This is a genomic window from Malikia spinosa, from assembly GCF_002980625.1.
Classification (GTDB): Bacteria; Pseudomonadota; Gammaproteobacteria; order Burkholderiales; family Burkholderiaceae_C; genus Malikia; species Malikia spinosa.
In genome coordinates this window covers 1-13,044 of the sequence record NZ_PVLR01000029.1, presented here as the reverse complement: position 1 = coordinate 13,044, position 13,044 = coordinate 1, and the positions used below count along the sequence as shown (strand labels likewise).

Below are 13,044 nucleotides of genomic sequence, written 5' to 3'. Positions count from 1 at the left end.
TTATCCAGTCTCCGGATGACAAAAGCGGCAGACCGGCCGGCGACCTACAATTCGGGGGTGAATTCCAGCCCCAGCGTCCATCCCCTGCCCGACTCCGGGCTCCCTGCCCCAGCGCCACGCCGTCCGATCCGCGAACTGCCCGACGAGCTGATCAGCCAGATCGCCGCCGGCGAGGTGGTCGAGCGCCCGGCCTCGGTGGTGCGCGAGCTGGTCGACAACGCGCTCGATGCCGGCGCGCACCAGATCACGCTGCGGCTGCTGGCCGGGGGCGTGCGGCTGATCTCGGTCGAGGACGATGGCGGCGGCATCCCGCGCGAGGAACTGCCGGCAGCGCTCAAGCGCCATGCGACCAGCAAGATCAGCAACCTGGCGGAGCTCGAATCGGTCCACACCATGGGCTTTCGCGGCGAGGCGCTGGCCGCCATCCACTCGATCGCCGACGTCAGCCTGCTGTCGCGCGAGGTCGGCAGCGATGACGGCCATGCCTGGATGCTGCACGGGCGCACCGGCGAACTTGCGCCCGCTGCGCGCACCCATGGCACCACCGTCGAGGTGCGCGAGTTGTTCTACGCCACGCCGGCCAGGCGCAAGTTCCTCAAGACCGACGCGACCGAACTCGCGCATTGCCTGGAGGCGGTGCGCCGGCACGCGCTGGCACGCCCCGATGTCGGGTTTGCGGTCTGGCACGAGGGCAAACTGGTCGAGCAGTGGCGCGTCTGCCACCAGGGCGAGCCGCAGGCCGCGCTGGCGCAGCGCCTGGGCGATGTGCTGGGCCAGGATTTTCTCGCCCAGAGCCTGGCGCTGGACTGGCAGGGCCAGGGCATCCGGGTCTGGGGCCGGACCGGGCTGCCGGACGCCGCGCGCGCGCGCGCCGACCGCCAGTTCGCCTATGTCAACGGCCGCTTCGTGCGCGACAAGGTGATCTCGCACGCCGCGCGCAGTGCCTACGAGGATGTGCTGCACGGCCAGCGCCAACCCAGCTACGCGCTGTTCATCGAGATCGATCCGACCCGGGTCGACGTCAACGTGCATCCGACCAAGATCGAGGTGCGTTTTCGCGACGGACGCGAGGTGCACCAGGCGGTGCGCCACGCGATCGAGAACGCGCTGGCCAAGCCGCGCTCGGCGGCGGGCACAGAAGCGGCCGGCCCAGCCGACCCGGCGGCCCAGGGAGCGGCAACCGGCCTGGGCACCATGGCCGAGGCCGGGCCCCAGCCGGCCATGCCACGGGTCCAGCTCGGACTCGGCATCCAGCAGCCGCCCGCTGCGAACCCGAACTGGAATCCGGCCTGGAGCCGGCCCGAGCCGGTCGGCCACAAGGTCGAGGACCTGTCGCTGCTCTGGCAGTCGGGCCGTGCGCTGGAGTCGGCCGCCGCCGCAGCGGGCGAACCGGCCGCGACGGCAGCAGACGGACCGGCCGGACCGGCAGGCATGGCGACAGCCTTCGATCCCGACCAGACACCCGATCAGCGACCCGGCCAGCCGCTGCCTGCAGCTGACCCGCATGACGCCACGCCATCGACTGGTCAGCCGCTGACGGCGCCGTCCCTGCAGGCGACGAGCGCCGCCCCGGCCTCCGGCGCCGGCACCGCCGAGCCGCCAGACACCGACCACTGGCCGCTGGGCCGAGCGATCGCGCAGCTGCACGGCATCTACATCCTGGCCGAGAACGCCCAGGGCCTGGTGCTGGTCGACATGCACGCGGCGCACGAGCGCATCGTCTATGAACGGCTCAAGCAACAGTTCGAGGCCAGCCCCGACGCCGGCCTGCAGAGCCAGCCGCTGCTGATCCCGACCACCTTCGCCGCCACGCCGCACGAAATCGCGACGGCCGAGAACTGTGCCGACCAGCTGCAGCAGCTGGGCCTGGAGATCTCGCTGTTCTCGCCGCAAACGCTGGCGCTGCGCGCGGTACCGGCCGCGCTGGCCCAGGGCGATGGGGTCGAGCTCGCGCGCAGCGTGCTGGAGGAACTCAGCCAGCAGGAGGCCTCGACCGTGGTGCAGCGCGCGCGCAACGAACTGCTCGCGACCATGGCCTGCCACGGCGCGGTGCGCGCCAGCCGGCGCCTGACGCTGGAGGAAATGAACGGCCTGCTGCGCCAGATGGAAGCCACCGAACGCAGCGACCAATGCAACCATGGTCGTCCGACCTGGCGCCAGCTCAAGTTGAGCGAACTCGATGCGCTGTTCCTGCGCGGACGCTGAAACATGAACCACTCCATCCAGCGGCCGATGTCGCCCACCCTAGTCGTGCTGCTGCTGTCGCTGCTGATGGGACTGCAGCCGATCGCGACCGACCTCTACCTGCCCTCGCTGCCCGACCTGACGCGCAGCCTGAGCGGCAGCATGGCGCAGGCCCAACTCACCCTGACCTCCTTGCTGCTGGGCTTTGGCCTGTCGCAACTGGTCTGGGGGCCGCTGTCCGACCGTTTCGGTCGCCGCCCGATCCTGATCACCGGCATGAGCCTGTTCACGCTGGCCTCGATCGGCGCGGCGCTGGCCGGCTCGATGCAGGCGTTGATCGGCTGGCGTGCCCTGCAAGGCCTGGCCATGGGGGCCTCGATGATGGGCGCGCGCGCCGTGATCCGAGACCTCTACCAGCCCGCCGACGGCGCGCGCGTGATGTCCAAGGCGCTCGGCGGCCTCGGGCTGATCGCCTGCTTCAGCGGTCCGCTGGGCGGCTGGCTGGCGCAGCACCTGGGCTGGCGCGCGGCACTGGCCGGTGTCGCGCTGTTTGGCGCCGCCGTGCTCGTGATGCTGGTGTGGCGCCAGCAGGAAACGCTGCAGCAGCCCGACCGCGAAGCACTGAAACCGGCCCGCCTGCTGGCCAACTGGAAGCTGATCCTGCGCCACCCGACCTTCTGGTGCCAGGCCATGATCTCGGCCTTTTCCTTCGGCGGGCTGTTCACCTTCCTGTCGCTGGCCACCTTCGTCTTCAGCCGCGACCTCGGGCTGAGCCAGTCGGCCTTCGGCCTGGTGATGTTCTCGATGTCACTGCTCTACATCAGCGGCACCTTCGTCTGCCGCCGGCTGCTGACGCGGCTCGGACTGCGCCGCACGATCGCAGTCGCCGCCGGCTTGAGCCTGACGGGCGGCCTGGGGCTGGCGCTTGCCACCTGGCTGGAGCTCGCGTCGGCCTGGGCGGTGGCGCTGCCCTTCGGGCTCTACATCATGGCGCATGGCATCCACCAGCCCTGCGCCCAGACCGGCTCGGTCGCGCCGTTTCCCCAAGCGGCCGGCACGGCCTCGGCCTGGGGCGGCTGTCTGGCGATGGTGATGGCGTTCGGCAACGGCCAGACCCTGGGCTGGCTGATCAGCCACGACTGGATCACGCCACGCCTGGCGCTGGGCTGGGGCGTGCTGTTCTGGGCCGTGCTGGTTGCGCTCAACGCCTGGACTGCCGTGCAGCGCTACGGCGAGGCGCGCGCGCCGCTCAAGCGCCTGGGCTGATCCGACCTGATGCGACCTGACCCGACTTGATCTCCGACCCGACCGAACCGCCAGCCGACATGATCCGCGCCCCCGCTTCTGCCCCAGACCACCGGCCCGGCTGGCTGGCCATCGCCGGCCCGACCGCCTCCGGCAAGACCGCACTGGCACTCGCGCTGGCGCAGCGCTGGCCGGTCGAGATCATCAGCGTCGACTCGGCGCTGGTGTTTCGCGGCATGGACATCGGCACCGCCAAGCCCAGCGCTGCGGAGCTGGCCAGCGCGCCGCATCACCTGATCGACATCCGCGATCCGCTGCAGGCCTACAGCGCGGCCGAATTCGTGCACGACGCCACCGCCTTGCTGGGCCAGATCCGCGCGCGCGGGCGCCTGCCGCTGCTGGTCGGCGGCACCATGCTCTATTTCAAGGCCCTGTTCGAAGGGCTGGATGCGATGCCATCGGCCCAACCTGCGCTGCGTGCCGAGATCGAGGCCGAGGCCAGCCAACTGGGCTGGCCAGCGCTGCATGCGCAACTGAGCCAGGTCGACCCGGTGACCGCCGCGCGCCTGTCGCCCAACGACAGCCAGCGCATCGGCCGCGCGCTCGAGGTCTGGCGCGCCAGCGGCAGGCCGATCTCGGCCTTCCATACCCGCGACAAGGCCGCCGAGGCCAACCGTCCGTTGCAGATCGAAGGCCAGCCGGGACTGCTGTTGTCGCTCGAACCGGTCGAGCGTGCCTGGCTGCACCAGCGCATCGCGCAACGCTTCGACGCCATGCTGGCGCAGGGCTTCATTGACGAGATGACCGAATTGCGCGCGCGCGGCGACCTGACGCCCGACCTGTCCTCGATGCGCTGCGTCGGCTATCGCCAGGCCTGGGAGGCGCTCGACGCGGCCGAAAACATGGGGCGCCAAGCCCTGAACGCGCAGGAGCTGGCCGAGCTGCACGAGCGCGGCATCTTTGCCACGCGCCAGCTCGCCAAGCGGCAGCTGACCTGGCTGCGCTCGATGCCGCAGCGCCAGGTGGTGGCCTGCGACCAGCCGGGCGCCATGCAGCAGGCGCTGGAGCTGGTCGAGGCCGCGCTGCGGCCTGAAACGGCCTGAGATGGCCTGAAGCCGCCTGATTCGGACTGCCGCGCAGTCCGAACCGGCGCTTGCAGCATTACAGGGTTACAGCGCCTTGACCAGCTCCGGCACGGCCGTGAACAGGTCGGCTTCCAGCCCGTAGTCGGCGACCGAGAAGATCGGTGCCTCGGCGTCCTTGTTGATCGCCACGATCACCTTGGAGTCCTTCATGCCGGCCAGATGCTGGATCGCACCCGAGATGCCGACCGCAACATACAGCTGCGGCGCGACGATCTTGCCGGTCTGGCCGACTTGCAGGTCGTTGGCGGCGTAGCCGGCATCGACTGCCGCGCGGGAAGCACCGATGGCTGCACCAAGCTTGTCGGCCAGCGGCGTGATCACTGCATCGAACTGCTCGGCGCTGCCCAGGGCGCGACCGCCCGAGACGATGATCTTGGCTGCGGTCAGTTCCGGACGGTCGTTCTGCGCGATTTCGCTGCGTACCCAGGCGCTCTGGCCGCTGTCGGCCACGGCTGCCACAGCTTCAACGCTAGCGCTGCCGCCCTGTGCCGCTGCCGCGTCGAACGCCGTGCCGCGCACGGTCAGCACCTTGATCGCGTCCGCGCTCTGCACGGTCGCGATGGCGTTGCCGGCGTAGATCGGGCGCTCGAAGGTGTCAGCCGAGACGACCTTGGTCACGTCGCTGAGCTGAGCCACATCAAGCTGGGCCGCGACGCGCGGCGCCACGTTCTTGCCGCCCGCGGTGGCCGGGAACAGGATATGGCTGTAGCCGGCTGCAATGGTCAGCACTTGCGCGGCGACGTTCTCGGCCAGGCCATGCGCCAGGCTGGCGCCGTCGGCGTGCAGCACCTTGGAAACACCGGCGATCTGGGCCGCAGCGGCAGCAGCGGCGCCGGCATTCTGGCCTGCGACCAGCACATGCACGTCGCCGCCGATCTGCGCGGCAGCCGTCACGGTATTGAGGGTCGCGCTCTTGATCGAGCCGTGGTCGTGTTCTGCGATGACGAGGACTGTCATGTTCAGGATTCCTTTTGATTCGGTGGGGGACAGCGCTGACTGGTAGGCAGTCAGGGTCTATCCCGCAAGTCTCGGTCTAGTCAGTTGGGGGACAGAGCAAATTTGCTGCGCAAATCCTGGTCAGTCCCGCAAATCTCTAATCAGTTGGTGACAGAGCAGACCGCTGCGCGGTTCTGGTCTGTCACCAAGGAAATTAGATGACTTTCGCTTCGTTCTTGAGCTTGTCAACCAGCGCCGCCACGTCGGCGACCTTGATGCCAGCCTTGCGACCCGCCGGCTCTGCCACTTTCAGCGTCTTCAAGCGCGGCGCCACGTCCACGCCCAGATCGGCCGGCTTGACGTTCTCGAGCGGCTTCTTCTTGGCCTTCATGATGTTGGGCAGCGTGACGTAGCGCGGCTCGTTCAGGCGCAGGTCAGTGGTGACGATCGCCGGCAGGCTCATGGACAGCACTTCCAGGCCGCCGTCGATCTCGCGCGTGACCTCGACCCGGTCAGCCGCGACTTCCACCTTGCTGGCGAAGGTCGCCTGCGGCAGATTGGTCAGCGCCGCCAGCATCTGGCCGGTCTGGTTCGCGTCGTCGTCGATCGCCTGCTTGCCCAGGATCACCAGGCCCGGGGCTTCCTTGGCCACCAGCGCGGCCAGCAGCTTGGCGACAGCCAGCGGCTGCAGCTCGGCGTCGGTCTCGACATGAATCGCCCGGTCAGCACCGATCGCCAGCGCGGTGCGCAGGGTTTCCTGGCACTGGCTCACGCCGCAGGAGACGGCGATCACTTCGGTCGCGGCGCCCTTTTCCTTCAGGCGCACGGCTTCCTCGATCGCGATCTCGTCGAACGGGTTCATGCTCATCTTGACGTTGGCGATGTCCACGCCAGTACCGTCGGCCTTGACCCGCACCTTGACGTTGTAGTCCACCACGCGCTTGACGGGGACGAGAATCTTCATGTTTGACTCCTGCTGAAGGATAAGTTGGAAACCATGCCAGTAGCGACAGCTAACGAAAGTGGAATTCTATTCCAGTTTTAAGGTCTGTCACGCCCTGGCGTTGGACGGCGCGGCGGGAACAGGGGTAGCCGGTTGCGCACCGGTCACATGCAGCACCCGCTGCGGAAAGGGAATATCGATGCCCTGGGCGCGGAAAGCCGCCAGGATGGCGCAGTTGATGTCGGATTTCAGACCCAGGGTACCGACTTCGGGGTCGGCAATCCAGTAGCCGAGCGTGAACTCGAGACCATCGGCACCGAACGCCGACAGCGAAGCCAGCGGGGCCGGGTCCTGCAGCACGCGCGGCTGGGCGGCGGCGGCCTCGACCAGCAGGGCCGCCACCTGGTCGATATCGCTGTCGTAGGCGACGCTGATCACGGTCGACTGCGACACGCGCGGATCGGTCAGCGAGAGATTCTCGACCCGGTTCGTGATCAGGATCTCGTTGGGCACGATCGACTCGCGGCCGGAGGCGGAACGGATCACGGTGAAGCGGGCCCTGATGTCGGTGATGCGACCCTCGAAGTTGTCGACCCGCACGATGTCGCCGATGCGCATGCTGCGTTCGGTCAGGATCACGAAGCCGCTGACATAGTTGGCCGCGAGCTTTTGCAAGCCGAAACCGATACCGACGCCGACCGCACCGCCCAGCACCGACAGCGCCGACAGGTCGATGCCGACCGAGGTCAGCGCAACCATCAGGCCAACGAACATCAGCAGCGCGCGGGTCGCATTGCTGGCAGCCTTGCGCAAGGACAGCTCACTGCCGGAAGTGGCGCGCAGCAGGCGCGACTCGATCGCCGCCGAGATCCAGAGCGTCAGCAGCAACACCGCGCAAGCCGTCAGCACGCCCTCGATCAGGGTGCGGACCGAGAGCTTGCTGCCGCCGATCTTCCAGTGGATCTGGTCGAGCTCGTTGAGCAGCACCGGCAGCAGGCCGCTGACCCACAGCACCATGGTGAGCCAGGCCAACCAGGAGATGGTGCGCTCGATCGGGCGCAGCCAGGCTGCTTGGTGGAAGGCCACCTGCAGCACCTTGACACCGACCCGGATCACGACCAGCGCCAGCAGCACCGGTAGCGCGATGCGCAGCAGATGCACCGGATGACTGGTGGCCCAGAGCGTGCGCGCGGCAAATCCCAGGCCCAGCAGCAGGGTCGGGAACAGCACGCCATCGACCAGGCCGTGACCGAACCAGATCGAATGGCTTTCGTCAGGCGAGAAGACGCGGCGCAGCAAGGCCACCAGGCCCCAGGCCAGCAGGCCGCAACCGGCCAGGATGGCCAGCTCGAGCAGCACGGTTGGCTGGCCAAAGGAGGACAGCCAGAGCGAGAAATCGTCGATGGGGATGGGAGTGGCAGTCACGGCAAGCGGTTGCGGCGTTGGAACAAAGCCGCTAGCTTGCCACAGAATCAGCGCCTTCTTGCCAACCCGGACGGCCTCAGACGTCGGCCAGCACGCGCAGATGCGCCTCCACGCTGCGCGAGAGCGAACTCAGGTCGTAGCCGCCTTCGAGGCAGCTCACGATGCGGCCCTGGGCATGGCGCTTGGCCACGGCCTTGAGCTTGAGCGTGATCCAGGCGTAGTCCTGTTCGACCAGGCCGAGCTGGCCCATGTCGTCCTCGCGGTGGGCATCGAAGCCGGCACTGATGAAGATCAGCTGCGGCTGGTGCTGCTCCAGGCGCGGCAGCCAGCTGGCCTCGATCAGCTCGCGGATCTCCAGCCCCTTGGTGTAGGCCGGCACCGGCAGGTTGACCAGATTGGGCGCATCGGACAAGGCACCGCCTTCCGGGTAGAAGGGGTGCTGGTAGAAGCTGCACATCAGGATGCGGTCGTCGCCGGCGACGATGTTCTCGGTGCCGTTGCCATGGTGGACGTCGAAGTCCACGATCGCCACCCGCTCCAGGCCATGGCGCTCGAGCGCGTACTTGGCCGCGATCGCGACGTTGTTGAAGACGCAAAAGCCCATCGCCTTGTCGCGGCAGGCATGGTGGCCGGGCGGGCGCACGGCACAGAAGGCGTTCTCGAGTTCACCGGCGATCACCGCATCGGTGGCGCAGATCGCCGCGCCGGCCGACATCAGCGCGGCCTCGTAGCTGTACTCGTTGAGCGCCGTGTCGGCATCGACGTGGTAATGGGTCGGACCGCCGGCCAGGATGTCTTCCTTTAGGAAGTCACACAGGCCGCGCATGGCAGCAATGTGCATGCGGCCGTGGGCCAGTTCGATCTCGGCCACCGAGGCCGGCGTCGGGTCGCGCTGCTCGAGCGCGTCGAGCACCCCGGTGACCAGCAGCCGGTCGTCGATCGCGCTCAAGCGCTGCGGGCATTCGGGATGGCCTGGCCCCATCTCGTGCTTGCGGAACAAGGGATGGGTGTAATAACCTGTCGCATTCATGATGTGCGTTTTCCATTAAGGTGGGGCAGATGCGATGCAATCCACTCCAACCATGATCTCCTCTTTGCTCAGTCAGCTTAACACGGTGATGGCCGGCAAATCCTTACAGGTCAGGGATTGCGTCACCTGCCTGCTGGCGGGCGGTCATCTGCTGATCGAGGACAGGCCGGGCGTGGGCAAGACGACGCTGGCGCAGGCGCTCGCGCGCAGCTTCGGCCTGGCCTTCTCGCGGGTGCAGTTCACCTCCGACCTGATGCCGAGCGACCTGCTCGGGATCTCGATCTTCGAGCGCGCCAGCCAGAGCCTAGTCTTCCATCCCGGGCCGCTGTTCGCCCAGCTGCTGCTGGCCGACGAGATCAACCGCGCCAGTCCCAGGACCCAGAGCGCGCTGCTCGAGGCGATGGAGGAGCAGCAGGTCTCGGTCGAGGGCCAGACCAGGCCGCTGCCGCGCCCCTTCTTCGTGATCGCGACCCAGAATCCGCACGATCAGGTCGGCACCCACCTGCTGCCCGAGTCGCAGCTCGACCGCTTCCTGATGCGTATCCGGCTCGGCTATCCCGACCGGGCGGCCGAGCGCAGCCTGCTGCGCGGCCAGGACCGGCGCGGCCTGCTGCAGTCGCTGCCTGCGCTGCTCGACGCGGCGGCGTTCGCCCAGCTGCAGGCAGCGGCGCAGGCGGTGCAGGTCAGCGATGCGGTGCTCGACTACCTGCAGGACCTGGTCGAGGCAACGCGCGACGGACGCTGGTTCCTGCAGGGCCTGAGCCCGCGCGCAGCACTCGCGATCCTGCGCGCGGCCAAGGCCCATGCGCTGCTCGAAGGCCGGGACTATCTGGCGCCCGACGACATCGCCGCCATCCTGCCGCAGACCGCGGCACACCGGCTGACGCCGCTGCCGGCCTCGGGACGCGGGGCGATCGAGCAGGTGCAGGCGCTGCTGGCAGCGACGGCGCTGCGCTGAACAGGTCCGCCATGCCGACCGACTCGCTGGCCGCCGACATCAAGCTGCGGGGACCCGGACGGCGGCGACAGCCGCCTGCGCGCCACTGGCAGGACTGGTGGCTGCGGCGCCAGCCAACCAGCAACAGCCTCGAGCTGACCCAGCGCAACCTCTACATCCTGCCCACGCGCGCCGGACTGATGCTGGCGCTGACGCTGCTCGTGATGCTGGTCGGCAGCATCAACTACCAGCTCAATCTGGGCTACCTGCTGACCTTCCTGCTCGCTGGCTGCGCAGCGGTGGGGCTGCATCTGACCCATGCCAACCTCAACGGCCTGCGGCTGCAGCTGCAGCCGGGCGAACCGGTCCATGCCGGCCAGGCAGCGCTGCTGGCCGTCACGCTGCACAACCCCGGGCGACGCGCGCGCTACGGCCTCGCGCTGGGCTGGCTCAGGCCCGGCATGACCGAACACGGCAACCCGACCTCGGTCGATTGGTGCGACCTGCCCGCCCAAAGCCAGTCCACGCGGCAATTGCGCTGCACCATGCCCCGGCGCGGGCGCCACGCGCTGCCGGCGCTGCAGATCCAGGGCCGTTTTCCGCTCGGCATCTTTCGTGCCTGGTGCTGGTGGCGCCCGGATGCGCTGCTGCTGGTCTACCCGGCCCCCGAGATCCCGGCGCCACCGCTGCCAGTCCCAAGCGGCCAGCAGGAGGGCCCGGTCAGCGCCGACCAGGCTGGCAGCAGCGACGAATGGGAGGACCTGCGCCCCTGGCGCCGCAGCGACCCGCTCAAGTGGGTGGCCTGGAAGAAAGTCGCGCAGCAGGCCGCCAGCGGCAATGCACCCTGGATCAGCCGCGAATTCAGCCAGCCGCCGGGCGGGCGCTGCTGGCTCGAGCCGGCCCTGACCGGCCTGGCCGATACCGAGCGGTGCCTGAGCCGCCTGTGCGCCTGGGTGCTGGCCGCCGAAGCGCAGGGACTGGACTACGGCCTGCGCCTGGAGCAGCTCGAGATCGCGCCCGATCACGGACCGGCGCACCGGCGGCGCTGCCTGGAGGCGCTGGCGCTGTGCTGAAGCTGGCGCGCCCGCTGGCCCCTCTGGCCCAACTGCCGCGCGAGACGCGCGACACCCTGTTCCTGCTGGCCGTGGTGGCCTGGGTGCTGCTGCTGCAGGCCCCCTACCTGCCGGGCTGGAGCAGCGCGCTCGGCCTGGCGCTGCTGCTCGTACGCGGCTGGCTGGCACTGCGCCAGCGCGCGCTGCCGCATCCAGGCTGGCGCAGCGCGCTGCTGCTGCTGATCGTGGTCGCGACCTGGCTGCATTACCACACCCTGCTCGGCCAGCAAGCCGGGGTGACGCTGATCGTACTGTTGCTGGCGCTCAAGACCCTGGAGCTGCGGGCGCAACGCGACGCGCTGGTGGTGTTCTTCCTCGGCTTCTTCACGCTGCTGAGCCAGTTCTTTCACTCGCAGTCGCTGCTGACCGCGCTGGCCATGCTGCTTGCGCTATGGGGCCTGCTGACCGCGCTGGTCAACGCCCAGCTGCCGGTCGGACACCCGCCGCTGGCGCTGGCGGCCCGGATCGCAGGCCAGATGATGCTGCTCGGCGCGCCGCTGATGCTGCTGCTGTTCCTGTTCTTTCCGCGCCTGGGACCGCTCTGGAGCCTGCCGGCCGACGCGCTCGGCGGGCGCAGCGGCCTGTCGGAACGCATGCAGGTCGGCCAGATCGCCAGGCTGGCGCTCGACGACCGCATCGCGCTGCGCGTGCGCTTCGATGGCCCGCAACCAGCGCAGCAGGAGCTCTATTTCCGCGGCCCGGTGCTGAGCCAGTTCGACGGCATCGAGTGGCGCCCGAGCCGGTCTACGGCCGATGCGCAGGCGGCCGAACTGCGGGTCGAGGGCGAGCCGCTGCGCTACCAGGTCACGCAAGAGCCCAGCGGCATGCCCTGGCTGCTGCTGCTCGAGGCCAGCCCCGAAGCGCCGCTGATCCCGGGCTACCCGGCCCGGATGAGCAGCGAGCTGCAATGGCTCACGCAGCGGCCCGTGACCGAACTGCTGCGCTACCAGGGGCAAAGCTACCCACGGTTTCGCCACGGCCCCGAGACTGCCAGCCCGGCGCTGGACGAATGGCTGGCCTTGCCGCCGGGCTACAACCCGCGCACGCTGGCACTGGCCGCGCAATGGCGGCAGGAAATCGAGCAGCGCCTGCAACCGGGCCAGGAGCCGGGGATCAGAAAGGTCGAGCGCGTGCTGGCGCAGCTGCGCCAGGGCGGCTACCGCTACACGCTGGAGCCCGGCCTCTTTGGTCGCGACAGCGCTGACGAATTCTGGTTCGACCGCCGCGCCGGCTTTTGCGAACATATCGCGGCCAGCTCGGTGATCCTGCTGCGCGCGCTGGGCGTGCCGGCGCGCGTGGTCACGGGCTACCAGGGCGGCGAGCGCAATCCGGTCGATGGACTCTGGAGCGTGCGCCAGAGCGATGCCCATGCCTGGGCCGAGGTATGGCTGCCCAAGCGCGGCTGGACCCGGGTCGACCCGACCGCCGCCGTGCAGCCGGATCGGATCGACGCCTTCGAGCGCCTGCGCCCAGCGCCGGGACTGCTGGCCGATGCCATGATCCAGGTCAGTCCCTCGCTGGCGCTACAGCTGAGCCGGGTCTGGGAGGCGCTCGACTACCGCTGGAAACAGTGGGTGCTCGACTACAGCCAGCAGCAGCAGTTCGACCTGCTCCGACAGCTTGGACTCGACGGCGCCGACCCGAGCCAGCTGCTGCGCCTGCTATCGTGGCTGCTCGCCGCGCTATGCCTGACCGTGGCAGCCTGGGCGCTGTGGCGCCTGCGCTCGCGCGACCCCTGGCTCGAACTGCTGCAACGGGCGCGGCACCGGCTGCAACAGGCCGGCTATCAGGTCGCGGCGCAGGCCACGCCGCGCCAGCTGGCCCAGCTGCTGGCCGCAAACGGGCCAGCGGAGCGTCGCTTCGAGCCGCTGCAGGCCTGGCTGCTCGAGCTCGAGCGCCAACGCTACGATCCCGCCAGCCAGCGCCCGCTGGCCGAACTGCGCCGGCAGGCGCGCGCACTGGACTGGCCCCAGCCCCAGCGGGCAGTCCCCCGCCCGGATAACCTAACCTGACCTGACCTGACCTGACCTGACCTGACCTGACCTGACCTGACCTGACCTGACCTGACCTGACTTGATCTGCCATGA

General features: G+C 69.1%; 10 protein-coding genes. 6 read left to right on the top strand and 4 right to left on the bottom strand.

Annotated elements, in window-relative coordinates; all coding sequences use genetic code 11:
• The first annotated feature begins 15 nt into the window (after window positions 1-15).
• Genes mutL through miaA form a run of 3 tightly spaced genes read left to right on the top strand, consistent with a single transcriptional unit; the run spans window position 16 to window position 4,532 of the window.
• The gene (gene mutL / locus C6P61_RS10860) at window positions 16-2,205 is read left to right on the top strand and encodes a DNA mismatch repair endonuclease MutL (RefSeq protein ID WP_105729954.1); all 2,190 of its coding nucleotides are present in this window, start codon (window positions 16-18) and stop codon (window positions 2,203-2,205) included.
• Between the two features lie 3 nt (window positions 2,206-2,208).
• Window positions 2,209-3,450 (top strand): multidrug effflux MFS transporter, encoded by a 1,242-nt coding sequence (locus C6P61_RS10855; protein WP_211296966.1) that lies wholly within the window; start codon window positions 2,209-2,211, stop codon window positions 3,448-3,450.
• Window positions 3,451-3,509: 59 nt separating this feature from the next.
• On the top strand, window positions 3,510-4,532 hold the full coding sequence (gene miaA / locus C6P61_RS10850; RefSeq protein ID WP_105729968.1) for a tRNA (adenosine(37)-N6)-dimethylallyltransferase MiaA: 1,023 nt from the start codon (window positions 3,510-3,512) through the stop codon (window positions 4,530-4,532).
• Between the two features lie 66 nt (window positions 4,533-4,598).
• On the opposite strand, the gene C6P61_RS10845 is transcribed toward miaA, so the two are convergent.
• The 4 genes from C6P61_RS10845 to C6P61_RS10830 all read right to left on the bottom strand — a co-directional run bounded on the left by C6P61_RS10845 (window position 4,599) and on the right by C6P61_RS10830 (window position 8,908).
• A complete protein-coding gene (locus C6P61_RS10845; RefSeq protein ID WP_105729952.1) occupies window positions 4,599-5,531 on the bottom strand; it encodes an electron transfer flavoprotein subunit alpha/FixB family protein in 933 nt (310 codons plus the stop codon).
• A gap of 193 nt (window positions 5,532-5,724) precedes the next feature.
• Window positions 5,725-6,474 (bottom strand): electron transfer flavoprotein subunit beta/FixA family protein, encoded by a 750-nt coding sequence (locus tag C6P61_RS10840; protein ID WP_105729951.1) that lies wholly within the window; start codon window positions 6,472-6,474, stop codon window positions 5,725-5,727.
• An 87-nt stretch (window positions 6,475-6,561) separates the two neighbouring features.
• Entirely contained in the window at window positions 6,562-7,878 is a 1,317-nt protein-coding gene (locus C6P61_RS10835) for a mechanosensitive ion channel family protein (protein WP_105729950.1), read from the bottom strand.
• Window positions 7,879-7,954: 76 nt separating this feature from the next.
• Window positions 7,955-8,908, bottom strand: coding sequence for a histone deacetylase family protein (locus C6P61_RS10830; protein WP_105729949.1), 954 nt, complete (start codon window positions 8,906-8,908; stop codon window positions 7,955-7,957).
• Window positions 8,909-8,942: 34 nt separating this feature from the next.
• Here C6P61_RS10830 and C6P61_RS10825 point away from each other — a divergent pair, with 34 nt between their 5' ends.
• Genes C6P61_RS10825 through C6P61_RS10815 form a run of 3 tightly spaced genes read left to right on the top strand, consistent with a single transcriptional unit; the run spans window position 8,943 to window position 12,969 of the window.
• Window positions 8,943-9,866, top strand: a complete 924-nt coding sequence (locus C6P61_RS10825; RefSeq protein WP_105729948.1) for an AAA family ATPase — start codon at window positions 8,943-8,945, stop codon at window positions 9,864-9,866.
• 11 nt (window positions 9,867-9,877) lie between these two features.
• Window positions 9,878-10,918, top strand: coding sequence for a DUF58 domain-containing protein (locus tag C6P61_RS10820; protein ID WP_146115037.1), 1,041 nt, complete (start codon window positions 9,878-9,880; stop codon window positions 10,916-10,918).
• The gene (locus C6P61_RS10815; RefSeq protein WP_244908880.1) at window positions 10,912-12,969 is read left to right on the top strand and encodes a transglutaminase TgpA family protein; all 2,058 of its coding nucleotides are present in this window, start codon (window positions 10,912-10,914) and stop codon (window positions 12,967-12,969) included. The genes C6P61_RS10820 and C6P61_RS10815 overlap by 7 nt, the downstream gene beginning before the upstream one ends.
• Window positions 12,970-13,044: the final 75 nt, after the last annotated feature.

Excerpts from the sequence above, each read along its gene's own strand:
- mutL (WP_105729954.1), top strand. The coding sequence starts at position 16 with ATGACAAAAGCGGCAGACCGGCCGGCGACCTACAATTCGGGGGTGAAT.
- C6P61_RS10855 (WP_211296966.1), top strand. The coding sequence starts at position 2,209 with ATGAACCACTCCATCCAGCGGCCGATGTCGCCCACCCTAGTCGTGCTG.
- miaA (WP_105729968.1), top strand. The coding sequence starts at position 3,510 with ATGATCCGCGCCCCCGCTTCTGCCCCAGACCACCGGCCCGGCTGGCTG.
- C6P61_RS10845 (WP_105729952.1), bottom strand. The coding sequence starts at position 5,531 with ATGACAGTCCTCGTCATCGCAGAACACGACCACGGCTCGATCAAGAGC.
- C6P61_RS10840 (WP_105729951.1), bottom strand. The coding sequence starts at position 6,474 with ATGAAGATTCTCGTCCCCGTCAAGCGCGTGGTGGACTACAACGTCAAG.
- C6P61_RS10830 (WP_105729949.1), bottom strand. The coding sequence starts at position 8,908 with ATGAATGCGACAGGTTATTACACCCATCCCTTGTTCCGCAAGCACGAG.
- C6P61_RS10825 (WP_105729948.1), top strand. The coding sequence starts at position 8,943 with ATGCAATCCACTCCAACCATGATCTCCTCTTTGCTCAGTCAGCTTAAC.
- C6P61_RS10820 (WP_146115037.1), top strand. The coding sequence starts at position 9,878 with ATGCCGACCGACTCGCTGGCCGCCGACATCAAGCTGCGGGGACCCGGA.